General features: G+C 64.1%; 21 protein-coding genes. 12 read left to right on the top strand and 9 right to left on the bottom strand.

The window, feature by feature from the left end; translation table 11 throughout:
• Positions 1–96: 96 nt before the first annotated feature.
• Positions 97–1,854, bottom strand: coding sequence for an FAD-dependent oxidoreductase (locus SA496_RS03785; RefSeq protein WP_330115061.1), 1,758 nt, complete (start codon positions 1,852–1,854; stop codon positions 97–99).
• A 233-nt stretch (positions 1,855–2,087) separates the two neighbouring features.
• Here SA496_RS03785 and SA496_RS03780 point away from each other — a divergent pair, with 233 nt between their 5' ends.
• The 4 genes from SA496_RS03780 (at position 2,088) to surE (ending at position 7,709) form a co-directional block, all read left to right on the top strand.
• The gene (locus SA496_RS03780; RefSeq protein WP_153922420.1) at positions 2,088–3,725 is read left to right on the top strand and encodes a DUF1302 domain-containing protein; all 1,638 of its coding nucleotides are present in this window, start codon (positions 2,088–2,090) and stop codon (positions 3,723–3,725) included.
• A 23-nt stretch (positions 3,726–3,748) separates the two neighbouring features.
• Positions 3,749–5,125, top strand: a complete 1,377-nt coding sequence (locus SA496_RS03775; protein WP_120652688.1) for a DUF1329 domain-containing protein — start codon at positions 3,749–3,751, stop codon at positions 5,123–5,125.
• 80 nt (positions 5,126–5,205) lie between these two features.
• Positions 5,206–6,582, top strand: a complete 1,377-nt coding sequence (locus SA496_RS03770; protein WP_218569238.1) for a DUF1329 domain-containing protein — start codon at positions 5,206–5,208, stop codon at positions 6,580–6,582.
• Positions 6,583–6,719: 137 nt separating this feature from the next.
• Positions 6,720–7,709, top strand: coding sequence for a 5'/3'-nucleotidase SurE (gene surE / locus SA496_RS03765; protein ID WP_153922418.1), 990 nt, complete (start codon positions 6,720–6,722; stop codon positions 7,707–7,709).
• A gap of 266 nt (positions 7,710–7,975) precedes the next feature.
• Here the strand turns inward: surE and SA496_RS03760 are convergent, their stop codons facing one another.
• The 8 genes from SA496_RS03760 to SA496_RS03725 all read right to left on the bottom strand — a co-directional run bounded on the left by SA496_RS03760 (position 7,976) and on the right by SA496_RS03725 (position 14,974).
• Positions 7,976–8,746 (bottom strand): SDR family NAD(P)-dependent oxidoreductase, encoded by a 771-nt coding sequence (locus tag SA496_RS03760; protein WP_330115060.1) that lies wholly within the window; start codon positions 8,744–8,746, stop codon positions 7,976–7,978.
• 133 nt (positions 8,747–8,879) lie between these two features.
• Positions 8,880–10,091, bottom strand: coding sequence for an NADH:flavin oxidoreductase (locus tag SA496_RS03755; protein WP_120652691.1), 1,212 nt, complete (start codon positions 10,089–10,091; stop codon positions 8,880–8,882).
• A complete protein-coding gene (gene ribB, locus SA496_RS03750) occupies positions 10,088–11,173 on the bottom strand; it encodes a 3,4-dihydroxy-2-butanone-4-phosphate synthase (protein ID WP_330115059.1) in 1,086 nt (361 codons plus the stop codon). The genes SA496_RS03755 and ribB overlap by 4 nt, the downstream gene beginning before the upstream one ends.
• A gap of 11 nt (positions 11,174–11,184) precedes the next feature.
• A complete protein-coding gene (locus SA496_RS03745; RefSeq protein WP_120652693.1) occupies positions 11,185–12,111 on the bottom strand; it encodes an alpha/beta hydrolase in 927 nt (308 codons plus the stop codon).
• Positions 12,112–12,121: 10 nt separating this feature from the next.
• On the bottom strand, positions 12,122–12,937 hold the full coding sequence (locus tag SA496_RS03740) for an SDR family NAD(P)-dependent oxidoreductase (protein WP_120652694.1): 816 nt from the start codon (positions 12,935–12,937) through the stop codon (positions 12,122–12,124).
• An 88-nt stretch (positions 12,938–13,025) separates the two neighbouring features.
• Positions 13,026–14,000, bottom strand: coding sequence for an NADP-dependent oxidoreductase (locus tag SA496_RS03735; RefSeq protein ID WP_153922412.1), 975 nt, complete (start codon positions 13,998–14,000; stop codon positions 13,026–13,028).
• Positions 14,001–14,013: 13 nt separating this feature from the next.
• Entirely contained in the window at positions 14,014–14,652 is a 639-nt protein-coding gene (locus SA496_RS03730; RefSeq protein ID WP_120652696.1) for a Dabb family protein, read from the bottom strand.
• A complete protein-coding gene (locus SA496_RS03725) occupies positions 14,642–14,974 on the bottom strand; it encodes a hypothetical protein (protein ID WP_120652697.1) in 333 nt (110 codons plus the stop codon). Before SA496_RS03725 ends, SA496_RS03730 begins: the two co-directional genes overlap by 11 nt.
• Before the next feature lie 180 nt (positions 14,975–15,154).
• On the opposite strand from SA496_RS03725, the gene SA496_RS03720 reads away from it, so the two are divergent.
• The 8 genes from SA496_RS03720 to SA496_RS03685 all read left to right on the top strand — a co-directional run bounded on the left by SA496_RS03720 (position 15,155) and on the right by SA496_RS03685 (position 23,727).
• Positions 15,155–16,201 carry a Rieske 2Fe-2S domain-containing protein gene (locus tag SA496_RS03720; RefSeq protein ID WP_120652698.1) on the top strand — a complete coding sequence of 349 codons (1,047 nt, stop codon included), beginning with the start codon at positions 15,155–15,157 and terminating at the stop codon, positions 16,199–16,201.
• Positions 16,202–16,309: 108 nt separating this feature from the next.
• On the top strand, positions 16,310–17,440 hold the full coding sequence (locus SA496_RS03715) for a LuxR C-terminal-related transcriptional regulator (RefSeq protein WP_120652699.1): 1,131 nt from the start codon (positions 16,310–16,312) through the stop codon (positions 17,438–17,440).
• Positions 17,441–17,632: 192 nt separating this feature from the next.
• Positions 17,633–18,217: an ADP compounds hydrolase NudE gene (gene nudE, locus SA496_RS03710; RefSeq protein ID WP_153922408.1), complete on the top strand. Its 585-nt coding sequence runs from the start codon at positions 17,633–17,635 to the stop codon at positions 18,215–18,217.
• Between the two features lie 44 nt (positions 18,218–18,261).
• On the top strand, positions 18,262–18,435 hold the full coding sequence (locus tag SA496_RS03705; protein WP_153922406.1) for a hypothetical protein: 174 nt from the start codon (positions 18,262–18,264) through the stop codon (positions 18,433–18,435).
• 246 nt (positions 18,436–18,681) lie between these two features.
• On the top strand, positions 18,682–20,097 hold the full coding sequence (gene ccoG / locus SA496_RS03700) for a cytochrome c oxidase accessory protein CcoG (protein ID WP_120652701.1): 1,416 nt from the start codon (positions 18,682–18,684) through the stop codon (positions 20,095–20,097).
• Positions 20,098–20,178: 81 nt separating this feature from the next.
• Entirely contained in the window at positions 20,179–21,600 is a 1,422-nt protein-coding gene (mapR, locus tag SA496_RS03695) for a GntR family transcriptional regulator MpaR (RefSeq protein WP_153922445.1), read from the top strand.
• A gap of 302 nt (positions 21,601–21,902) precedes the next feature.
• Positions 21,903–22,100, top strand: a complete 198-nt coding sequence (locus SA496_RS03690; RefSeq protein ID WP_028628576.1) for a hypothetical protein — start codon at positions 21,903–21,905, stop codon at positions 22,098–22,100.
• A 154-nt stretch (positions 22,101–22,254) separates the two neighbouring features.
• Complete coding sequence (locus SA496_RS03685; protein ID WP_120652702.1) at positions 22,255–23,727, top strand: inorganic phosphate transporter; 1,473 nt, start codon at positions 22,255–22,257, stop codon at positions 23,725–23,727.
• The last annotated feature ends 70 nt before the right edge of the window (positions 23,728–23,797 follow it).

The raw sequence follows: 23,797 nt of genomic DNA, 5'->3' as shown, positions 1-23,797 counted from the left end.
GGTAGGGTGCGCCATGCGCACCGGAAGCCCCGTGCGGATGTTTCGGTGTGCGCAGCACACGCTACGGGGAGTAGTGAGAATTCGTTCTTCCCTGAATCAGGAGGGCAGACCCGCGGCCTGTTTCGCGAATGAATTCGCCCCTACAGCCTCCTGCTCCGCATCGTGGATATGACTGGCGGCGAGGAAGCCGAACACCATGGCCGGGCCGATGGTGGAGCCGGCACCGGGATAAGTGCGGCCCATCATGGAAGCGGCGGTGTTGCCGATGGCATAGAGCCCGGCGATGGGGCTTCCATCCTCTCGCAGCACACGGGCGTGCACATCGGTGAGCAAGCCGCCCTTGGTGCCGATGTCGCCGGCGTCCACTTTCACGGCGTAGTAAGGCGCTTGCAGCAGCGGCGCCAGGCAGGGATTCGGTTGCACAGTTGGGTCACCGTAGTAGCGATCGAACAGCGAGTCGCCCTTGTGGAAGTCCTCATCCCGCCCGGCCTCGGCCATCGGGTTGAAGCGCTCAACTGTTCGCAACAGCCCGGCGGGATCGACGCCGATCTGCCCGGCCAGTTCCACCAGGCTATCGGCCTTGTAGAAATAGCCCTGCAAGTGCTTCGGCAAACGGCTATCCGGCATCGCGTAGCCCGGCAACAGCGCACCGCAGGGGTACTTGCGACGGAACTCGGCATCGAATACCAGCCAGCAAGGCACGCTGCGGGCGCCTTCACTGTCGTGCTCGTACATCGCATAGACGATGTCGGTGTAGGGCGCGGCTTCATTGACAAAGCGCTGCCCCGCCGCATCCACCATGATGCAGCCAGGCAGAGTGCGCTCGACGAACAGCGCACGCTGCTTCTCCTCGCCTTCGACATGGGTGGTGGGCGCCCACCAGCTGTGGTCCATCAACGCGGTGGCGGCGCCGAGTGCCTGCCCAGCACGAATGGCATCGCCGGTGTTGTACGGCGGCGTGGCGCTCCAGGCACTGCGGGAGGGTTGCGGATGATGCTGGCTGCGCATCTCCTGGTTGCGCTCGAAACCACCAGCGCCGAGCACCACACCACGACGGGCACGAATCAGCAGGTGGCGGCCATCACGGATCACTTCGGCGCCCAGCACGCGGCCGTCTTCCTCGATCAGGCGCTCGAGCCGGCAGTTGAGCCAGAGCGGTACGTCGCGGTCCAGCAGGGAACGGCGCAAGGCGGCAACCAGCGCGTTGCCAAGAGTCAGGAAACGGTCGCGCTTCGAGCGCAGTCGTCCCGGCAGGTCGCGCCAGTAGCGCCAGAGAATCTTCAAGGTCAGGCCGAACCAGCCAGGGCCGCGGCACAACAGCACCTGCGCTTCCTTCATGGTCATGGCCATGCGACCCATCATCAGGGTGCCGGGAGAAGGCTCGCGCATACGGGCGAACTCGTCCCCCAGCAGGCGTGCGTCGAAGGGTAGCGGGTCCATGGAGCGGTAGCCTGGCTTGCCGCCGGGGACTTCCGGGTAGTAGTCGGCGTAACGTGGCTGGGCCTCGAATCGCACCCGCGAATTGGCTTCGAGGTAGCGTACCACCTGATGCCCCTGTTCCACGTAGGCCTCGATGCGTCCGTCATCGATCTCGCCATGGGTCACGGCGCGGATGTAGGCGATCGCTTCTTCGGCCGAGTCTTCACCGCCGAGGGCCTCGATGCGGTGGTTGCAGGGTATCCAGATACCACCACCGGATACGGCCGAGGTGCCGCCGTAGCGGTCGCTCTTCTCCACCACCAGCACCTTCGAACCGAGGTCTCGGGCACGGAGCGCAGCGGTCATGGCGCCGGCTCCTGACCCAACCACCAGTACGTCGCAACTGTCGTCCCACTGCAGGCTGTTGGCGTTCATCGGGTTACTCCCTTGTTGTTCTGTATGCGCAATCCAGCCGGATTCTCGACAGCCCTCCTTGCAGCAACATCGTCCGTTGGGACTAGCGGTAGACACCTTGTGCCGGGCCGTTCCGCTTAGTCTTTTCGGACGATGTTGCGCCCTCTCGGTGACCACATAGTCAGCCCGCCACACTCAACTCAATCTTGGGCCTGGCGGAACGAGCTGTGCCCAGACACGCCGAGAGCGACATCATGATAAGAACAACAAAGGGGCATCCCCTTGCGCCGCTTCACTCCGCGATCCGCTTTGCCTGCCTGGGCCTTGCCCTCGGCCATGCTGGCCAGGGTCACGCTCTGGCTTTCCAGCCCAACGATGACCTGAAAATCTCCTGGGACACGACCCTCACCTACGCCCTCGCCTGGCGTACCGAGTCCCGCGATCACGCGCTGTCCAACGGTTTCCCGAACCCGAACATCGCCAACATCGACGACGGCAACAACGCTTTCGACAAGGGCAGCCTGATCACCAACCGCGCCAGCTTCCTCACCGAGGCCAACTTCAACTGGCGCAGCGATTTCGGCCTGTTCATGCGCGCCAGCGGCTTCTACGACGATGTCTACAACCGCAGCAATGACAACGGCACCGGCACCTCCAACTGCCTCGCTGGCGGCGGCTGCTCCCAGGCCAACCACTTCCCCCATGACACCATCGACCAGCACGGCAAGGACGTCCGCCTGCTCGACTCCTACCTCTACGGCGCCTGGGACATGGGCGGCCACGACCTCAACCTGCGCCTCGGCGACCAGGTGGTGAGCTGGGGCGAGAGCCTGTTCATCGCCAACGGCATTTCCTCAGCCATGAGCCCGGCCGATGGCACCAAGGTGAATACCCCTGGCGTGGAGGTGAAGGAAATCTTCCTGCCGGTCGGCCAGCTCTTCGGCCAGCTCAGCCTCACCGACAACCTCGGCCTGCAGGCCTACTACCAGTACGACTGGGACAAGACCGAGATCGATGGTGTCGGCAGCTTCTTCTCGGTCACCGACCAGATGGATAAAGGCGGTTTCACCGACGCCTTCGGCCTGACCCGCCGGATCGGCGACGACAAGCCGAGCGACAGCGGCCAGTACGGCGTGGCCATGACCTACGTCGCCGAGTCGCTGAACAACACCGAATTTGGTCTCTACTACATCCGCTTCCACGACAAGGCGCCGACCCTGGACTTCCTCACCAACTGGAACTCCGCCCAGTACCAGGTGCGCTACTTCGACAACATCGACCTCTATGGCGCCAGCTTCTCCACTGTGCTCGGCGAGACCAACGTGAGCGGTGAAGTGAGCTACCGCGATGGCCAACCGGTGCTGGTGGATACCGGCCTGACACCGCACGCGGTGCGCGCCGAGACCCTGCAGGCGCAGGTGTCGTTCATCCATTCCTTCGGTGACCAGCCCTTCGCCGACAACACCACCCTGACCGGTGAGGTTGGCTACAACGAGGTGCTCGACAACGACCGCGCGCCCAGCTTCAACGTCTTCGTACCGGACGGCTTCGGCGGCGCCGTGCCCATCACCACCAACAACACCGACGAGCTCTACAACGACAAGAAGGCCTGGGGCTACACCCTCAACCTGTCGCTTGAGTACCTGAACATCTTCGAAGGCTGGGACCTAACCGTTCCGCTCATCTACAGCCAGTCGCTCGGCGGCGACTCCTCCATGGCCGGCAGCTTCGGCATGGGCGAAGGCGACGACCGCCTCGGCATCGGCACCACCTGGCGCTACCTCAACAACTTCACCGTCGAGGCCCGCTACAACGCCTTCCTCGGCGACGCCGGCGACACCCCTCTGGCTGACCGCGACAACTTCGGCCTCAGCGCCAAGTACAGCTTCTGATCCACCGCAGCAGGAGAGACGAGATGCAAGCGCACAACAACAAACCGCTCCTCATCGCCCTCTTCGCCGCCAGCCTGGCCAGCACTCCCGTGCTGGCCAAGGTCAGCCCCGAAGAAGCCGCCCGCCTGGGCAAGGACCTGACCCCCATGGGCGCCGAGATGGCCGGTAACGCCGATGGCAGCATTCCCGCCTGGAGCGGAAAATGGCTGGGCGCCCCACCCCATGTGAAATTCGACGGCACCGGCAGCAAGCGCCCCGATCCCTATGCGGGCGAGAAGCCGCTGTTCACCATTACCGCGGCCAACGTGGAGCAGTACAAGGACAAGCTATCCGACGGCCAACTGGCGCTGTTCAAGCGTTACCCGGACACCTACCGGATCGTGGTATATCCCAGCCATCGCGACTTCCGCTTTTCACCCGTAGTGGAAGCCAACATCAAGCAGAACGCGCTCAGCGCCGAACTGGTCAACGACGGCAATGGCGTGGCCAATGCCTTCGGCGGTTCGCCCTTCCCGATCCCGAAGAATGGCTACGAGTTGATGTGGAACCAGAACCTGCCGGCGCGTGCCTGGAAGGAAGAGGCCACCTACAACATGTCGCTGGTGCTGGCCAACAACAGCCGCGTGAACGAGAAGGTCGGCTACCAGATCCTGTCGCTCTGGGATGATCCCAGGGGTTCCGTCCAGGGCTTCGACGGCACCCAGGCGTGCGCGATGATCAGCACCCAGGAGCCGGCCCGCAAGAAGGGCGAAATCATCCTCAGCTGCGACTTCACCGATCCGCTGGCCAAGCCGCGCCAGGCCTGGCAGTACCTGCCCGGCAACCGCCGTGTACGCCGCGCACCCACCATCGGCTACGACACGCCCTACGGTGCAGGCGGCTTCCGCGTGATGGACGAGGACCGCCTGTTCAACGGCGCCCCAGACCGCTACGACTGGAAGCTGGTGGGCAAGAAGGAGATGTACATCCCCTACAACAACTACGTCCTCGACGACCCGGACCTGCCCGCCAGTGAAATCACCGGCGCCACCGGCCACATCAACCCCGACTACGTGCGCTTCGAACTGCACCGTGTCTGGGTACTGGAAGCGACCCTCAAGCCGGGCAAGCGCCATGTCTATGGCAAGCGCGTGTTCTATCTCGACGAGGACAGCTGGGCGGCCGCGCTGGGCGACAACTACGACGGCAAGGGCCAGCTCTGGCGCACCAACACTCAAACCTCCGTGTACGCCTACGAGATCCAGGCCTTCCACGCCCGCGTGGCGGTGTACCAGGACCTGATCGCCGGTTCTTACCTGGCCGACCGTCTGGTCAATGGCCTGACGCCGGCAAAGCTGAACGACGCGGCCTTCGACGCCAGCTACTTCACCGCCGCCAACCTGCGCAAGCTCGGCAAATAAGCCGAGCCCCTCCCTGGCACCCGTGCCGCGCAAGACGGCGGGGCCAGGGCTTCCCCGCAACCCTCACGGAAGCCTTGCACATGTTCATGAAAAACCCCGCCCCTCTGTTGGGCGCCCTGCTCGTTGCCAGCATCGCCAGCGCTCCTGCCCTGGCCAAGGTCGGTCCGGAAGAAGCCGCACGCCTGGGCCAGGAGCTGACCCCCACCGGTGCAGAGAAAGCCGGCAACGCCGACGGCAGCATTCCCGCCTGGAGCGGCAAGTGGCGCGGTGCACCGCCCCAGGTGCAATTTGCCGGCAGTGGCAACAAGCACCCTGACCCGTACGCTGGCGAACAGCCCCTGTTCACCATCACCGCGCAGAACATGGCGCAGTACGCCGACCAGCTTTCGGACGGGCAGAAGGCGCTGTTCCAGCGTTATCCACAGAGTTTCAAGATGCCGGTCTACCCGAGTCACCGGGACTTCCGCTACGCCCAGTGGGTGGAAGATGCGATCAAGCAGAATGCCTTGAACGCCGAGCTCGTGAATGACGGCAACGGAGTGGCCAACGCCTACGGTGGTGCGCCATTCCCCATCCCGAAGAATGGCTACGAGCTGATGTGGAACCACAACCTCCACACCGTGGCCTGGAAGGAAGACGCTACCTACAAGATGGCCCTGACCCTGGCCAACGGTAACCGCCAGTTCGAGTTGGTGAACTACAAGATCCTCTCGCCCTGGACCGATCCCAAGGGCAACGCGACCGGGTTCAACGGCATCCAGGCGCACTTCATGATCACCACCATGGAACCCACCCGGAAGCGGGGAGAGATCTTCCTTGGCAACGAGTTCACCGACCCCCTGGCCCAACCGCGCCAGAGCTGGCAGTACTTGCCCGGCAACCGCCGCGTGCGCCGCGCACCCACTGTGGCCTATGACACCCCATACGGCGCCGGCGGCTTCCGCGTGATGGACGAGGACCGCCTGTTCAACGGTGCCCCCGACCGCTACGACTGGAAGCTGGTGGGCAAGAAGGAGCTGTACATCCCCTACAACAACTACCGGCTCGATGACCCGGCCGTGAAGCTCGACCAATTGCTGTCCACCAGCGGCCACATCAACCCGGAATACATGCGCTATGAGAAGCACCGTGTCTGGGTGCTGGAAGCCACCCTCAAGCCCGGCAAGCGCCACGTCTACGGCAAGCGCGTGATGTACCTCGATGAGGACACCTGGGCCGCCGCCCTGGCCGACAACTACGACGGCAAGGGCCAGCTCTGGCGCACCAACATGCAGGCTTCGATCTACGCCTATGAGCTGCAGGGCTTCCACGCCCGCGTCGCGGTCTATCACGACCTGATCGCCGGCTCCTACCTGGCCGATCGCCTGATCAACGACCAGGACGCGCCGAAGCTCAACGCCAGCGACTTCGACGCCAGCAACTTCACCGTCGCGAGCCTGCGCAAGCAGGGTCGCTGATCCCAGGCATGCCGGGTGGCGGAGCCGCAATGGCGCCGCCGCCCGGCAGCAGTTGCAACAGCACCCTCGAAAGCCTGTAACAAATCGACCCTAGGGTCAGCTTTTTCCAAACAGCCCCACCTCACGAGGAAACAACAATGAAAACGCTGTTGAGCGCCGGCATCTGCCTGGCCGCCCTTGGCCTGTCCGCACAGGCCAGCGCCCTGAACATCCTCCTGACCAACGACGACGGCTGCCGCGCGCCCGGTATCGACGCCGTCTACCAGGCGCTGGTCGCCGCCGGCCACCAGGTAACCCTCGTCGGTCCGCAGAACGACAGCAGCGGCATCGGCGCTGCCAGCGTCGTGGTACCAGGCCAGCCGGTCGCCATTACCCAACTTGCCCAGGACAAATACTGCGTCGGTGCTCCGGCCGGCTATGTCCCGCCAGCCGGAAAGACCTCTGCAATTGGTACGCCTGTGGACGCGGTGAACGTCGGCCTTGACCTGCTGCTCAAGGACAACCGCCCTGACCTGGTGGTGTCCGGCACCAACTTCGGTGACAACGTCGGACCGCTGACGCAGATGTCCGGCACCGTCAACGCCGCCGTCCGTGCCATGTTCAAGGGTGTGCCAGCAGTAGCCGTGTCCACCGCCATCGACCTGCAACTGATCGCCCAGAACCCGCAGGCCGGCTACCAGAAAACCCTGAACGCCATGGACGACACCGCACGCTTCGCGGTCCGCGTGATCAACCGCGCGGCCGCCATCGGCGCCGAGGCGAAACGCATCTGCGACAAGAGCCATGGCAAGGCCAAGCCCTACTGCGAAACCAACGTGATTGGCCTGCCGGGCAATACCGGGTTGAACATCAACTACCCGGCGCTGGAGTCAGGCGAGGTTACGGGCGTGGCCTTCGCCCCGATCAGCGACTGGGGAAATGTGGTCTTCGCCCCCCAGCAGGGCGCTGACGGCGTCGTACGGGTAAACCTCGTGCCGCCACCCGCACCGACTACCGAACAGAAGCAGGGCGACTCTTACCAGCTGTCCCTCGGCAAGGCGGTGATCACCCCCATCGACGGCAACTACACCGCCTCGCCGCTGGTACAGGCTCAGGCGAAGCTGATGCTGGGCGGGTTGAAGCCTTGAGATTCCAGTGATCGAAAAGAAGCCCCGCGAATGCGGGGCTTTTTTGTACGACCCGTAGGTTGTGGCTGAGCTACGCGAAACCCAACGGTGCGGACCTGATACCGAGCCACGTTGGGCTTCGCTGCGCTCTGCACCAACCTACGTACACTCGCAACGTGCGTAAGGTGGATGTCGCCGTACACATCCACCAGCGGAGTCCGGATGAATCACGAATGGTGGACCGGTAGAGCGTGGCCCACCCTACAGCAAGCCCAACGCCTCAAGCGTCAGACCCCGTATCCCCCATCCACCGCCAGCACCTGGCCTGTGGTGTAGCCGGCACGATTGGAGGCGAGGAAAGCCACTGCCTCGGCCACCTCCTCTGCCATGCCCCAGCGTTTGACGCAGAGCTTGCCCTGTACCGCGTCCTTCCACTGCTCGTCAAAGGTGCCGTCCGCCCAGAGACGGTGGAAGATTCCCGCGTCTATCACGCCGATGGCCACGCTGTTGGCGCGGATGCCATGACGGCCTTCTTCCTTGGCGATCCCCTGGATCAACGACTCGATGGCAGCCTTCGGCGCCACCGACAACACGTCACCCTCAGGCCAGCGGAACAGCCCGGCGGAGCTGATATGCACGATCGAACCACCGCCCTGATCGCGCATATGCGGCAGCAGGCAGAGCACAAGGTTGAGGAAACCGCTGAGGTCGGCGTCAATCACTCGTTTCCATTGCGCGAGGTCGAGATCACCGATGCGCGGCTGACTGATGTCGGAGCCGGAGGCGATCACCAGGGTATGAATACGCCGGCCGGCGGTGAGCTGCCGCAGCGTCGCGGCAACGGCCGCTTCATCGCCCAGGGTCAGTTGCACCGCCTCGGCACGACGACCGCGCTCCATTACCGCGCCTACCACGGACTGCGCGCGTTCGGCGTTGCGGTGGTAGGTGAGCACCACATCGCTTCCGGCCTCGGCGAGGCGCTCGCAGATCGCCTGGCCCATGCCACCACTGCCGCCCACTACCAGGGCGACGCCATCGGGGAATGCTTCACGAGTCATGGGTGTTCCTTCTGGTTGGATACTTGATGGGCACACGATCCCTGTAGGGGCGAATTCATTCGCCAAGGGATGCGAAGCGTCCCCGGAAAGTACCGGGCCGGTCCTAAGGACCGGTTGGCGAATGAATTCACCCCTATAGGAAGGCTGCCGACTGGTTCAGCACGCAGCGAATCCCACCCGGCAACGCCATGCTGGCTACGCACTGGTTGCAGTGGGTGCAGGCGCTACGCCAGTTCGAGCCTTCATGCCGAAGGCGCTGCGGCAGGTGCGGGTCATTGAGCAAGGCACGTCCCAGGGCGAGGAAGTCGAATCCCTCCTGCGCCGCCTGAGAGATGCCTTCGCCACTTGTGACGCCGCCGAGATACACCAGTGGCATGCTCACCGCGCTTCGCATCTGCCGGGCCAGCTCGAGGAAGTACAGCTCTTCGAATGGCAGGTCCGGGAAGCTGGCGCCACCGAACCACTTCATCGCTGTGCGCTGCAAAGGGTTCTTCTCCAGCGGCACCATCTGCGGCAGCGGGCTCGCGCCTCGAAAGAGGAACATCGGTGTGCGACTGACCAACCCGCCGCTCATGACAATGGCGTCCAGTCCCGCCTCCTCCAGCAGACGCGCCGCCTGGCAGGACTCTTCGATCTGCAGGCCACCGGCAAATCCGTCGCTGAGATTGAGCTTGGCCAGAATTGGGAAATCGCGTCCCACCTCGCCACGCACCGCCGCCAGCACCTGCAGTGGCAGGCGCATGCGGTTTTCTAGCGCGCCGCCGTATGCGTCGCGACGCTTGTTCAACGCTGGCGAGATGAACTGGCTGAGCAAGTAGCCATGCCCCATGTGGATTTCGATGGCATCGAAGCCGGCATCGCGGACCAACCCGGCTGCCGCGGCATACTCAGCGACCGTTCGGCCGATGTCGACGATGCCCATGGCACCTCCGAAGGGAATGCCGGAGAACAGGCCGTACTGGTTGATGCAGGCGCTCGGACCGCGAGGCCGGGGAATGTTGAGCGGGCGATTGCGGCTGAAGTAGCCACAGTGGGCGAGTTGGGCGGAAATCGCGCCACCTTCGGCATGCACCGCCGCGGTCAGGCGCTGCAGCTGCGGGAAGATGCCGGCGTGCATCCACATCTGGTCGTGAAAGGTGAGTCCGTCGGGCGAGACACCGCAATAAGCCACGGTGGTCAGGCCGACACCGCCGCGAGCCATGGCCGCGTGATGCTCGATCAGGTCGTCGCCGGGAATCCCGCCGGGGCACATGCCTTCGAAGGTGGCCGTCTTGATCAGTCGGTTGCGCAGTTGAAGCCCGGCAAGCCGGGCCGGTTGCAACACACAGTCGAGGTGCGGGTTCATGCCTGCTCCTGATCCAAGGAAACGAACTCGACGACTTCAAGCTCGAAGCCAGACACCGCCTTGTAGTTCACCGGGAAACTCAGCAGGCGCATCTTGCGAACGCCCACATCCCGCAGGATTTGTGCACCGATTCCCAGCGTGCGCTGGGGAAAGCTTGGCGGGCGGGGCTTGTGCGTGCCCTGCTGGAGCTGTTCGATCAACGCGGCCGGCGTTTCCTGCTGTGCCAGCAGTACCACGACGCCGGCGCCCTCTTCTGCCACCCTCGCCAGCGAACGGTCAAGGTTCCACTGCCCAGGGTGGCTATCGAGCAGGTCCCTCAGGGTTTCCGCGGCCTGTACCCGCACCAGTGCCGGTCGGTCGCGGTGGACTTCGCCGCGTACCAGGGCCAGGTGCAGTTGCCCCTGGTAGTCGTCCAGGTAGGTGATGACGCGGAACTCGCCATGACGGGTCTGGATTGGGTATTCGCCCGAGCGGCGAATAGTGCCTTCGTGGAGGATGCGGTAGTGGATCAGGTCGGCCACGCTGCCCAGCGGCAGACCGTGCCGTTGCGCGAACTCACGCAGGGTCTGGCCACGCGCGGGCTCACCGTCTTCGTCGAGGATGCCGACCAGTACGGCGGCCGGGATCAGGCCGGCGAGGCGCGCCAGGTCGCACGCGGCTTCGACATGTCCGGCACGCTGCATCACCCCGCCCGGCTGGGCACGCAGGGGGAAAATGTGGCCGGGCTGCACCAGGTCGCTGGCGCTGCTGGCCGGGTCCACCGCGACCTCGATCGTGCGTGCACGGTCGGCAGCGGAGATACCGGTGGAAACCCCAGTACGTGCCTCGATGGACAGGGTAAAACCCATGCCGTGGCGGGCGCGTGAGTTGGGCACCATGAGTTCCAGGCCGAGGGTCTTGCAGCGCTCCTCGGTGAGCGCTAGGCAGATCAGCCCACGCGCTTCGCGGGCCATGAAGTTGATGGCAGCGGCATCGGCCCGGCCGGCAGAAATTACCAGCGAGCCTTCACCTTCATCGTCATCGGTCACCACGAGCATTGCGCCGCTGGCCATGGCCTCGATCAGTCGCTGTGGGCTGTCCATGGGCGCTCCTTCTAGTTCAATGCGCGACGCAGGTCGGCACAGGCGGATTCCAGCGCGGCCTGGGCCCGTCCGACGAACGCGGCCATGCTGATGAACCCGTGGATCATGCCTTCGCAACGCTCCATGCGGACCTGCACCCCGGCCTGTTGCAGGCGCTGGGCGAAGGCTTCGCCTTCATCACGCAGCGGGTCGTACTCGGCGCTGATCAGCGTGGTAGGCGGCAGGCCGACCAGGTCCTCGGCGCGCACTGGGGATGCCAGGGCGTCGTCGACCAGTTCGGCGCGCGGCAGGTATTGGCTCCAGAACCAGCGCATCTGTTCACGGGTGAGGAAGAAGCCCTCAGCGAAGGCTGCATGGGACGCGCTATCGCAACGGGCATCGGTGGCCGGATAGAACAGGCACTGCCAGGCGATACGCGGGCCCTTGCGAATCTGGGCCAGGCGACTCACGGCGATGGCCAGGTTGGCCCCTGCGCTGTCTCCGGCCAGGGCCAGGCGACTGGCATCGAAGCCCAGTTCGCGGGCCCGTTCCACCAGGTCGCAGGTGGCGCGGTAACAGTCGTAGGGCGCCGCCGGGAAGCGGCTTTCCGGTGCCAGCCGGTACGCCACCGACACCACCACCGCGTTGCACAGGCGCGCCAGGCTGCGGCACAGGTTGTCGTGGGTATCGAGGTTGCCAATGACGAAGCCGCCGCCATGGAAGAACACCAGCAGCGGCAGATCATCGCGGTCTTCAGGTCGGTAAAGGCGCGCGTCCAGCTCGCCCTCGGCCCCGGCCAGGCCCAGGTTGCGCACCTCGAACAGGCGCTCGCCGGGAATCGGCGGCATCAGGTTGTCGCAGAACTGCCGGTACTGGACCGGATCGAGCTGGCTGTAGTCCGGTTGCGGCATGCCGCTGAATTGCTGGAGTACGGCGGCGATCTGAGGATCGAGGGGCATGATGCGGTCCTTAGGCTTCGGCCATCTGGAAGACCGGGTTGGTCTCGTCGAGGATGCTGGTGAGGCGCCGTTCCAGCGCCGGTTTGAAATTCTTGTGGGGCAGCAGCCAGAAGCGTCCGGCCTCGATGCCGGCGAAGACTTCGCGGGCAAGATCGCGCGGGTCCATGCCCTGGCGGATGCTGCTGTCGAGCAACGCATCGAGCTGGCCACTAGCGGCACCGGCAGTCCGGTTGGACGCCATGATGTCGCTGGCTACCGGGCCCGGACAGAGCACGGCCACGCTGACCTGTGACTGCAACGCAGCCAGTTCGTAGTGCAGGGTTTCCGACAGCGCCACCACCGCCTGCTTGCTCACGGTGTAGGGGCCGAGCATGGGGCTGCAAACCAGTCCGGCCAGGGACGCGGTGTTGACCACCTGAGCCGGGCGCTGCTGGCCAAGCAGCAGGGGGACGAAGCTGCGGATGCCGTTGATCACGCCCCCCAGGTTGATATCCAGCAGGCGTTGCCAGCGACTGGCTTCGATCTCCCAGCTGAAGCCGGTCTGAATGACGCCGGCATTGTTGAACAGCAGATCGACGCCGCCGAAGCGTTCGACGGCGAGATCGCGCAAAGCATCCACCTGGGACGCATCGGCTACGTTGGCCTCGCGGCTGACTACTTCGACGCCTTGCGCCTGAAGTTGTCCGGCCAGGGCCGCTAAACGCTGCGGGTCCACGTCGCTCAGCACCAGGCGCAGGCCGCGCGCGCCCCCTTCTTCCGCCAGGCCGCGGCCGATGCCGCCGGCCGCACCCGTGATCACCGCCACCTGGCCCTGTTCGATTCGCATGGCTGACGCCCCTCGCTCTAGTTGTTGTCGGAGCCAGTAGAGCCGCTTCGGCTGGCCAATCCATCGTCCGAGCGGACGAGGGCGTCACTCACTCGGCGACTTGCAGAACCTGCTTGCGCCGCACGCGGCCCTGCTTGAGGCGCTCGTGGGCATTGGCCACCTCCGCCAGCGGTAGCAGGTCCAAGGCCGGGGGCCGCACCCGTCCAGCGGCCAGCAGGCTGGCGATGCGCCCCAGCAGTTCGCCGCTGGGCATGCGGCTGTAGGCCACCGCGGTGCGAAGCCCACGCCGGGCCGCTTCGGTATGGTCGGGACCGGCATCGCCCGGCGCCAGGGTGAGGATGGCGACGAGGGCACCACCAGGGCGCAACAGGTCGAGCGCGCCTGTCAGGCTGCCGCCGCCAATGCAGTCGAGTACCAGATCGACCCCTTCCGGTGCCCACCGCCCAAGTGCCTTGTGGATATCTTCAGCGCGATAGTCGATGGCGACCTCGGCACCCAGGGCGCATGCCTGGCTGGCGTTGGCTGCGCTGCAGGTAGTCGCGATGCGGGCCCCGGCACAGCGGGCGAACTGGATGGCAAAGCCACCTACCGCGCTTCCGCCACCGTGGATCAGCACAGTCTGGCCCGGACGCAGGGCGCCCTCTTCGAGCAGGCCGGTCCAGGCCGCCAGTGCCGGCGTGGGCACGGCCGCCGCAGCGGCGAAACCGAGATTTTCGGGCATGGGTACCAGGGACGCGCGGGATACGCAGGCGTACTCGGCGTAGGAACCCCACTTGCCCGCGCCGACATCACTCTGGGCAAACACCCGACTGCCCGGCGTCAGGTCGCCCACGCCCTCACCCAGTTCAGCGACTGTTCCTGCGAGGTCGAAACCAAGGATGAAAGGGAAGCGATAGTCGAGGAATCCTCCCAGGTAGCCCTCGCGGCACTTCCAGTCCGCCGGGTTGACGCCAGCGCAAACCACCCGCACCAGTACCTCGCCGGGACCGGGCCGGGGGCGTTCGACTTCCATCATTTGCAGCACCTCGGCTCCACCAAGGCGTTCGATGACCACTGCGCGCATGCGAGTCTCCCGGTCAGTTGTCTGTAAAAGGGGCAACCCTGCCAAGCAGGCTTGCCTGGAAGGGACAGAAGACATGGGCGATGGCGTCTACCGTCCAGTCCGGGCAATCCGGATCGAACCAGCGATCCACCCAGGCCCAGTGATAGGGGTGGCTGAGGTACTCCCCGAGCAGATCGTCGACCCGGGCGAATTCCTGCTGCCAGACGTGGGTCCAGCGTCCCGGAGACTGCACTCGTGAAAGCTGCCAGTTACGGATGCCGGGCATGTAGGCAGGCATCCGCAGCAAGTCCTGCTCCAGCGCCGCACGCTGTTGCGTGGTTGCCTGCGGCCGCACCCGAAGTAGCAGCGTGCGCCAGATGCCGCTGGCCATGGTCGGCTTCCTGAGCCCGCCACCGATGCGCTGGTAGCGAACACGCTGGACGCCAGCCAAGCCGGGAACACGCCCGAGGATATCGTCGAGGTCAGTGGGGGCCGACTCGGAGAACGCCAGGTCGAGGGTGCAATCGGCGGCGCCCCAGCTACCGGGCAGGTTCGCACCAAAGCCCAGATGCAGCAGGCCGGGCAACGCCTGGAGACTCTCGCGCAGATGGTATTCGACGGCAGCCGGATCAGAGTCCTGAGCCAGGGTCAGTTGCAGGGTCTCACTCCACATCGGGCGCCTCCAGGGGGTGCCCCGCCGGGCCGAGTACGTGACGGCGCCGTCCATCGCAATCCGCTTCCACCAGGTCCCAGAAGGCACGCACCTCATCGCCGGCCGCACTGCGCATGGCGTAGTAGGCCCACACGTCGGCCACCTGCCAGAGCAGCCAGATCGTATTCATCTGCCCCGGCACCACCACCGGCGGCGAAACCCAGCGCTGTTCCAGGGTCAGACCACGTGCGGCGCAGGCCGGCAGGTAGAGACGCTCAAGCGCTTCCAGCACCGGCGCGAGACGCGCCGCGGCCAGCGGAATTTCATCGAGTATGTGGATCACCCTCGGGTACTCCTGGTCGTTGCTCCCGCCCGCAGTAAAACCGTGGCGCCGGCCAGGGCCATCGTCCGATCAGACGATGCCGGGAAATGCTGGCACCGCAGAATCCGGTCAGTGCATCCGCTGCGCCGGTCTGCCTGAGCCGCAAGCAGCCCTCGAGAACCCCGATGGGAGAACAAGAAGATGAGTACCCTGCACCGAATCGAAGCCAAGCAGCTGGAACCCCGCTTCGCACGCGGCTGGCATTGCCTGGGCCTGGCCGCGCAGTACCGTGATGGCAAGGCGCATCGTCTGGATGTGTTCGGCACCCGCCTGGTGGCCTTCGCCGGGGAAGATGGACAGATCCGCATCCTCGACGGCTTCTGCCCGCACATGGGGGCGGACCTGAGCCAGGGCTGTGTCGAGGGCGACGCGATCCGCTGTCCCTTCCACGAATGGCGCTGGCGCGCCGACGGCGTGTGCGATGACATTCCCTACGCCAAGCGCATTCCCCCGCGGGCGAAGATCAAGTCCTGGCCGGTGTCGGAGCAGAACAACCTGGTGTTCGTCTGGAACGACCCGGAAGGCAATGCGCCGATCGAAGAACAGGCCATCCCGCGCATCGACGCCTGCTTCAGCGAAGAATGGGCGGACTGGGAAGTAGCCGAGCTGAAGATCGACACCAACTGCCGCGAGCTGATCGACAACATCTCCGACATGGCTCACTTCGACTCGGTGCACGGCACCGACCTCAACCACTTCAGCAACACCTTCGAGCGCCACATGGCAGTGCAGGTGATGCGCGGCAGCAGCGCACGCCTGTCCGGCGACAGCGAGCTGACCACGGTGGCCACCTACTACGGCCCGGCCTACCAGATCACCGAGATGACTGGGGCCATGGACGGCGTGCAAATCCACTCGATCCTGCTCAACTGCCACGTCCCTATCGACCTGAACAGCTTCACCCTGCGTTACGGCGTACTGGTGAAGAAGGTTCCCGGCCTGACCGACGAGCAGAACCGCGAAATGGCCAAGGCCTACGTGCAGCAGGCCCAGGCCGCCTTCTATGAAGACGTGGCCATATGGCACAGCAAGACCCGTGTAGATAACCCGCTGCTGTGCGACGGCGACGGCCCGGTCTATCAGCTGCGCAAGTGGTACGACCAGTTCTACACCGACATCGCCGAGCTGCCCGCAAGTCTCGTCGAGCCACGCTCCTTCGTTGTTCTGGACATCACCGAGACCGCCTGAGTCCGGTAGGGATCGATCGTCTCCCGATCAGTGGGAGACGATCAGTCTTGATGAATGATCCCGTTAGTCTGTAAGAAGCTCCCTACAAAAATAAAAAGCGGTTCAGACATGGCACACAATCTCACGCTCGATGAATTCAGCGGGATGCTCGGCAACCTCTATCAGGGACCGCTGGAAGACATCCCCTGGGCAACCTTTCTCAATCAGCTGAACCAGTACCTGCAGAGCAAGTACGTCACCTTTATCCTGCGGCCACCGAGCGAGAACGCCGAAGGCCTGATGGTCAACACCACGGGCAGCTCCTCCGAGGTCACCGCGTCCTACAACAAGCACTTCTTCGCACTGGACCCCTTTGTCGGTCTGCCCAACCGGCAGGTAGTGACCAATAGCGAATTCCTCTCGCGCACGGAGTGGGAAGAGTCGGAATTCTTCAAGAGCTTCCTGGAGCCAGTGGGGGTGTTCCACATCCTCGGCGCCGATATCCGGACCAGTGACGGTGCGCAATGCCGCATCCGCGTCAGCCGGGGCCGCGAGGACGCGGAATTCACTGAAGACGACAAGGCGCTGGTGGCACAGTTCATCCCGCACCTGGAGCGCTCGATCAAGATCCACATGCAGCTCAACCGCATCGAGACCGAGCGCAACCTGTACGCCGGCGCGGTGGACCAGCTCGCCGTGGGCACCATCATCCTCGACGAGGACGGCAAGGTGCTGCAGACGAACCGGGTGGCCGAACGCCTTCTGCAGGACAAGGACGGCCTCAAGCTGGTCAACGATGGTTTGCAGGTGGGCAACCCACGGGATACCCAGGAGTTCCGCCGCCTGGTCAAGCAGGCCCTGCAATCGCAGAAAAACAACCTGCCATCGGTGGTAGAGGCCTTGCGGGTGCAGCGGCCGTCCGGCAAGTCGGACCTCGGCATCATCGTGCGTTCGGTGCCGCTGTCGGCCTGGAACGAAGGCAAGCAGTGCCCGTCGGTAGTGATCTTCATCAGCGATCCGGAACAGGAATCCAGCGCACCCCAAGAGATCGTCAAGGCACTGTTCGACCTGACCCCGGCCGAAGCCCAACTGGCCATGCTGCTGGCCAACGGCCTGACCCTGGATGAGGCCTCCGACGCCCTGGGCATCAGCCGCAACACGGCACGGGCGCACCTGCGCTCCACCTTCTCCAAGACCGGAGTGACGCGCCAGACCATGTTGGTACGACTGATTCTGCGCAGCGTGGCGACGCTGGGGTGAGCGGTCGGGCCCATGCCCTTTCGTAGGAGCGAGCTTGCTCGCGAACACTCCCGCTCGCGGCCGTTCGCCAGCAAGCTGGCTCCTACAGCACCACCCGCAACCCCTCGCCCTGGCTGTGACTTAGTCCATCCAGACGATGCCCTTAGCACCGATGCGCGCGACGCTCTATTGGGTCCGCCACGGGAGCCCGCCATGCGCAGCCTACCCACTATCGTCAAAACCGAACTGCTGGCCAGGAGCGACTGGTTCCAGATCGAAGCCCTGCACCTGGAATTCGCCAACGGCCAGCAGCGGGTGTACGAGCGCCTGCGCGGCTCCGACTATCAATCGGTACTGGTGGTGGCACTGCCCGATCCCCACCACGTGCTGCTGGTTCGCGAATATGCCGTCGGCGTCGAACAACGCGTGCTTGGCCTGCCCAAGGGCGGTGTCGAGCCCAGCGAAACCACGCTGCAAGCTGCTAATCGCGAACTGATGGAGGAAGTCGGCCTACGCGCCGGACGCCTCCGCGAGCTGGGCGTACTGACCCTGGCTCCCGGGCACCTGTGCCATAGCTGCAGCGTGGTGCTGGCGGAGGAGCTGCAACCTTGCATGGCCACAGGCGATGAACCGGAACCCCTGGAGGTCATGCAGGTACCCCTGTCACGGCTGCCGGCACTGGTGGCGTCGGGTGAGCTGCAGGAAGCGCGCGCCATTGCCGCGCTCTTCATGGCACTCAGCAGTTCGTCCCAGCATCTAGTCCATTCGGACGAGGCGGTTTGTCGCAGCGGTTCCTAGTCTTGCCCCATAACAAGATGTCCCTCCGTTGCAGAGGCATGACCATGAAAACAAGAAGAAAGCTGTTTCTCGCCGTCATCATCTGCGCCTTCGGTGCTGCCTACGCCGCAATACTGATGCGCCCCCTGCCACAACCTCTGGCCGTGACCCAGTACTGTCCGCCCGCTTACCCAAGCTGCGCCATACCGGTGGCAAGCATCGGTTCGATGTTGCATTGACAGTACAGCCCGGGCGTCCGTGCGGATCAGAATCACGCACGGCGCTGGACTCCCCCAACGGCCCGCGACTGGATGTCGCACAGCTGCAACGCATTCCGTCGCAAGGTGCCCATGCCACGCGCCTTGCGGCCTGGCGTCCCCTTACGGCCAATCTGATATGGTTTTTACCGGCTGATCTGAATCTGTTTTGCCCATCAGTGCATTCCTATAGTCCGTCTCGCCGTAACAGCCTGATGGGCACTGATCATGAGCGAGAGAATTCCAGCGCAGGTAATAGAGGTCACCCCTAACCTGCCGCCGATAGCAAGCAAACCCCTTTCTGCCTCCAACGGACCTGTCCACACACGTAGCTTCACCGGTTTCTACCGTGACCTGCGCCGCCTCGGCGCGGGCCTGCTGTGCCTGCTCTTCTTCGGCACCCTGTGGCTCGACTGGGACGGTCGCCAGGCGGTGCTGTGGAGCCTGGAAGACAGCAAGTTCTATATCTTCGGCGCTACGTTCTGGCCCCAGGATTTCATCCTGCTCTCGGGGCTGCTGATCATTTGCGCCTTCGGCCTGTTCTTCATCACGGTATTCGCCGGTCGCGTCTGGTGCGGCTACACCTGCCCGCAGAGCGTCTGGACCTGGATCTTCATGTGGTGCGAGCAGATCACCGAGGGCGACCGCAACCAGCGCATCAAGCTGGCCGCCGCGCCCTGGAGCGCCGGCAAGTTGCTGCGCCGCTCCGCCAAGCACGGTCTCTGGCTCGCCATCAGCCTGGCTACTGCCATTACCTTCGTCGGCTACTTCACCCCGGTACGCGATCTGGTGGCGAACCTGGCGACCTGGGAGGTCGGCGGGACTGCGCTGTTCTGGGTAATCTTCTTCACCGCCGCCACCTATATAAATGCAGGCTGGATGCGCGAGCAGGTGTGCATCCACATGTGCCCCTACGCCCGCTTCCAGAGCGTGATGTTCGACAAGGACACGCTGATCGTCTCTTACGATGCCACTCGCGGCGAGTCCCGTGGCCCGCGCAAGAAAGGCAGCGACCCGAAAACCCAGGGTCTGGGGGATTGCATCGATTGCCAGATGTGCGTGCAGGTCTGCCCCACCGGCATCGATATCCGCGACGGCCTGCAGATCGCCTGCATCGGCTGCGCCGCCTGCATCGACGCCTGCGACTCGATCATGGATCGCATGGGCTACGCCCGCGGCCTGGTGGGCTACAGCTCGGAGCGCGCGCTGGAAGGTGGCAAGACCCACCTGCTGCGCCCGCGTCTGATCGGCTATGCCATTGCCCTGATGCTGATGATCATCGCCCTCTTCTGGCTGGGTGCCACTCGTCCACAACTGTCGGTCGACGTGATCAAGGACCGCGGCATGTTCCGCGAGAACGCCGTCGGCGAGATCGAGAACATCTACAACCTCAAGCTGATCAACAAGACCCAGCGGGAGCAGCGCTATGTGGTGGAGCTGGCGGATGCCCCTGGTTTCCGCCTGCAAGGCGAGCATCAGGTAAGCATCGGCGCTGGCGAGATTCTCTCGCTACCTGTCTCGGTGGCGCACACCGACGATAGCGGCCCGGCCGGTTCTCGCCCGCTGCGTTTCGTGGTACGCAGCCTGGACGACCCGACCACCGAGACCAGCGCCAACAGTACCTTCGTCAGTCCGAGGCGCTGAAGCATGGCCTGGGATCATGGCGGCGCACGCGCCGAGCGCTTAGAGTTGGGCACCAACTGGCCGCTGCCCAACCAGGAAAAGATGAAGCGCTACGAGAAATTCGCCGACGAGATCGCCGAACTGATCCGCACCGGGGTGCTTGCCCCGGGACAGAAAGTGCCCTCGGTGCGCCACGCCAGCCGCACCTACGGTGTGAGCGCTTCCACCGTGTTCCAGGCCTATTACTTACTGGAGAGTCGCGGGCTGATCATGGCCCGTGCACGCTCCGGTTACTTTGTCTGCGAGCACGTGCGCCGCCCGCTTCCGGAGCCCCAGCCCGGGCCGAGGGAAGCCGCGACCACCGAGGTGGACGTCAGCGAACTGGTGTTCTCGGTACTCAGCTCCATCAAAGACCCGGACACCGTGCCTTTCGGCTCGGCCTTCCCCAGCCCGGAACTGTTCCCCCTGCAACGCCTGGCCCGCTCCATGGCTCACGCGGTGCGGGAGATGGACCCGCGCTCGACGGTGGCCGACATGACGCCGGGCAACCATGCCCTGCGTCGGCAGATCGCCTTGCGCTACATGGTCGGCGGCCTGCCGTTGCCCATCGAGGAGTTGGTGATCTGCAATGGCGCACTGGAAGCGCTGAACCTCTGCCTGCAGGTGGTGGCGCGTCCAGGCGATCTCGTCGCCATCGAGGCACCGGCCTTCTATGCGAGCCTCCAGGTGCTCGAACGGCTGAAGCTGAAAGCAGTGGAAATCCCCGTCCACCCACGCGATGGCATCGACCTGCAAGTGCTGGAAGACAGCCTGGAGCGGCTGCCGATCAAGGCCTGCTGGTTCATGAGCAACTTCCAGAACCCTCTGGGGGCAAGTCTTTCCGAAGACAAAAAGCGCCAACTGGCGGCCCTGCTGGCCAAACATCAGGTACCGATGATCGAAGACGACGTCTACGCCGAGCTGTACTTCGGCCAGCACGCACCCAAGCCGGTCAAAGCCTTCGACAGCGAAGGCCTGGTGATGCATTGCAGTTCCTTCTCCAAGAGCCTGGCTCCCGGCTACCGGGTGGGCTGGGTGTCAGGCGGACGCTTCGCCGGACAGATCGAGCGACTGAAGCTGATGACCAGCATCTCCGCCTCGGTGCCGGCCCAGGCCGCCATCGCCGACTACCTGCAACATGGCGGCTATGACCGCCACCTGCGCAAGTTGCGCTATGCCCTGGAAAGCCAGCGCAATGCGATGCTTGCGGCGGTGGCACGGCACTTCCCCGAGGAGACCCGCGTCAGCCGCCCGGAAGGTGGCTACTTCCTCTGGCTGGAATTCCCCGAACAGGTGGATTCACTGCGCCTGTTCCAGCTCGCCCTGGCGCAGGGCATCAGCATCGCGCCGGGGCCGATTTTTTCGGCAACACGGCGTTTCGGCCATTGCGCCCGCCTCAACTATGGCCATCCCTGGAGCAATTCCAGTGAACAGGCAATGGAAACTCTCGGCAGGATAATCAGGTCTCTACTAGGCAACTCCTGATTCCGCAAACGCAGATATCTCTCACTCGAACGGGAACTCCAATAATGGAGCTTTCCCGTTTGCTTGTTATACTCGGGAATGTTCCGTCTGGGCCTTTACAGAAATCGACTTCTATTCCCAGAACATTCGCAGGGTCTTTCCGTAGTGCGTAGGTAAGTCCCCAGTAGTTGCGAGAACCGAACATTGTCCTACAAGAAGACCGCTACGACGGTCTCTATCGGGTGACCGACGCTTAGGAGGCAGACGCCTCTAGATCGCCCGCTGCAGCTGAAGACCATTAATCAGAGAAACGGATTAACCACGTGACGAAAGACGAACTGCGCGCCGAACTCGAGCGCCAGGCGCAACGTTACAAGGATGTATACGGCGGCGAAGTAACCACCTATGCCGCGCAAAGGGACCCCGAACGCAAGCCCTGGCGCAAGAAGCCCAGCCTGCTCGACAAGAGCTTCGAAAAAGAGTTGGAGAAGATCGAGAAAGAGCTCAGAGAGGAACCCTGACAAATTGTCGCACCCGGCCAGCCGAGGGAACTTTCGTATTGATTTGCGACAACTTCTGCCAGGGATACCAGGGACCGCTCGACGCCCGGGTCTGGGCGACGACCGGTTTTCTGGCATAATCGCGGCCCCTTCATGAGCCAGTCACACAACTTTCATGTTCGATCTCTTCAGCGGGCTAGATGCCTGGCTGGTGCTGAGCCTCTGTCTCGCCCTGGCATTCGTCCTGACCTTCGAGTTCATCAACGGTTTCCATGACACCGCCAACGCGGTGGCCACTGTCATCTACACCAAGGCCATGTCGCCCTACCGGGCGGTGTTCCTCTCGGGAGTCTTCAACTTCCTCGGTGTGTTGCTGGGCGGCGTCGGCGTGGCCTATGCCATCGTCCACCTGCTGCCTGTGGAACTGCTGATCAACGTCAATACCGGCCATGGCCTGGCCATGGTGTTCAGCCTGCTCACCGCGGCCATCGCCTGGAACCTGGGCACTTGGTACTTCGGTATTCCGGCCTCCAGCTCCCACACCCTGATCGGTTCGATCCTCGGTGTCGGTCTGGCCAACGCGGTGCTCACCGATGTGCCGCTGGCCGAAGGCGTGAACTGGGGCAAGGCCATCGACATCGGCCTGTCGCTGATCTTCTCGCCGGCAGCGGGCTTCCTGGTCGCCGCCCTGGTACTGCTCAGCCTGAAATGGCTGTATCCGCTGTCGAAGATGCACAAGACGCCGGAAACCCGTAAGGAACTTGACGAGAAGAAGCACCCGCCCTTCTGGAACCGCCTGGTACTGGTGCTTTCCGCAATGGCTGTGAGCTTCGTGCACGGTTCCAACGACGGCCAGAAAGGTGTTGGCCTGATCATGCTGGTGCTGATCGGTATCGTGCCGGCCAAGTTCGTCCTGGACCTGAACAGCACCACCTACCAGATCGAGCGTACCCGCGACGCAGCAACCCACCTGAGCCAGTTCTACCAGCGTCATACCAACACCCTTGGTGAAATGCTGGCCCTGGGCAAGAGCAATGGCAGCGAGATGCCGCAGCTCTATCGCTGCGATCCGAAGCAGACCGAGCCGACCATCGCCGCCCTGCTGGACAAGCTTAACGGCGTTGCCAACTACCGGGACCTGAGCGACGAAACCCGCGTGGAAGTACGCCGCTACCTGCTCTGCCTGGACGACACCGCGAAGAAAGTGGGCAAGCTTTCCGAGCTGCCGGCCCGTGAAAAGGCCGACCTGGAGAAGCTGCGCAAGGACCTGACCGCCACCACCGAGTACGCGCCGTTCTGGGTGATCCTGGCCGTGGCCCTGGCGCTCGGCATCGGCACCATGGTGGGCTGGAAGCGTGTGGTGCGCACCGTCGGTGAGAAGATCGGCAAGCACGGCATGACCTACGCACAGGGCATGAGCGCGCAGATCACCGCTGCCTGCGCCATCGGCCTGGCCAACGTCTACAGCCTGCCGGTGTCCACCACCCACGTGCTGTCGTCCGGAGTCGCCGGCACCATGGTCGCCAACAAGAGCGGCCTGCAAGGCGGTACCGTGCGCAACATCCTGATGGCCTGGGTACTCACCCTGCCGACTACGATCGTGTTGTCCGCCGCCCTCTTCTGGCTGGCCATCACCTTCATCGTCTGATTCGGACGAGCATGAAAAACGGGCGCCTTGTGGCGCCCTTTTTCGTTCCTGATTCTTCAACTACGGGAGC

This window comes from Pseudomonas sp. JS3066 (assembly GCF_036328175.1).
Lineage (GTDB): Bacteria > Pseudomonadota > Gammaproteobacteria > Pseudomonadales > Pseudomonadaceae > Metapseudomonas.
This window is presented reverse-complemented; position numbering and strand designations above follow the sequence as displayed.

What these genes read in the sequence shown, in the direction of transcription:
- SA496_RS03785 (WP_330115061.1), bottom strand. Translation starts at nt 1,854, where the DNA reads ATGAACGCCAACAGCCTGCAGTGGGACGACAGTTGCGACGTACTGGTG.
- SA496_RS03780 (WP_153922420.1), top strand. Translation starts at nt 2,088, where the DNA reads ATGATAAGAACAACAAAGGGGCATCCCCTTGCGCCGCTTCACTCCGCG.
- SA496_RS03775 (WP_120652688.1), top strand. Translation starts at nt 3,749, where the DNA reads ATGCAAGCGCACAACAACAAACCGCTCCTCATCGCCCTCTTCGCCGCC.
- SA496_RS03770 (WP_218569238.1), top strand. Translation starts at nt 5,206, where the DNA reads ATGTTCATGAAAAACCCCGCCCCTCTGTTGGGCGCCCTGCTCGTTGCC.
- surE (WP_153922418.1), top strand. Translation starts at nt 6,720, where the DNA reads ATGAAAACGCTGTTGAGCGCCGGCATCTGCCTGGCCGCCCTTGGCCTG.
- SA496_RS03760 (WP_330115060.1), bottom strand. Translation starts at nt 8,746, where the DNA reads ATGACTCGTGAAGCATTCCCCGATGGCGTCGCCCTGGTAGTGGGCGGC.
- SA496_RS03755 (WP_120652691.1), bottom strand. Translation starts at nt 10,091, where the DNA reads ATGAACCCGCACCTCGACTGTGTGTTGCAACCGGCCCGGCTTGCCGGG.
- ribB (WP_330115059.1), bottom strand. Translation starts at nt 11,173, where the DNA reads ATGGACAGCCCACAGCGACTGATCGAGGCCATGGCCAGCGGCGCAATG.
- SA496_RS03745 (WP_120652693.1), bottom strand. Translation starts at nt 12,111, where the DNA reads ATGCCCCTCGATCCTCAGATCGCCGCCGTACTCCAGCAATTCAGCGGC.
- SA496_RS03740 (WP_120652694.1), bottom strand. Translation starts at nt 12,937, where the DNA reads ATGCGAATCGAACAGGGCCAGGTGGCGGTGATCACGGGTGCGGCCGGC.
- SA496_RS03735 (WP_153922412.1), bottom strand. Translation starts at nt 14,000, where the DNA reads ATGCGCGCAGTGGTCATCGAACGCCTTGGTGGAGCCGAGGTGCTGCAA.
- SA496_RS03730 (WP_120652696.1), bottom strand. Translation starts at nt 14,652, where the DNA reads ATGTGGAGTGAGACCCTGCAACTGACCCTGGCTCAGGACTCTGATCCG.
- SA496_RS03720 (WP_120652698.1), top strand. Translation starts at nt 15,155, where the DNA reads ATGAGTACCCTGCACCGAATCGAAGCCAAGCAGCTGGAACCCCGCTTC.
- SA496_RS03715 (WP_120652699.1), top strand. Translation starts at nt 16,310, where the DNA reads ATGGCACACAATCTCACGCTCGATGAATTCAGCGGGATGCTCGGCAAC.
- nudE (WP_153922408.1), top strand. Translation starts at nt 17,633, where the DNA reads ATGCGCAGCCTACCCACTATCGTCAAAACCGAACTGCTGGCCAGGAGC.
- SA496_RS03705 (WP_153922406.1), top strand. Translation starts at nt 18,262, where the DNA reads ATGAAAACAAGAAGAAAGCTGTTTCTCGCCGTCATCATCTGCGCCTTC.
- ccoG (WP_120652701.1), top strand. Translation starts at nt 18,682, where the DNA reads ATGAGCGAGAGAATTCCAGCGCAGGTAATAGAGGTCACCCCTAACCTG.
- mapR (WP_153922445.1), top strand. Translation starts at nt 20,179, where the DNA reads ATGAAGCGCTACGAGAAATTCGCCGACGAGATCGCCGAACTGATCCGC.
- SA496_RS03685 (WP_120652702.1), top strand. Translation starts at nt 22,255, where the DNA reads ATGTTCGATCTCTTCAGCGGGCTAGATGCCTGGCTGGTGCTGAGCCTC.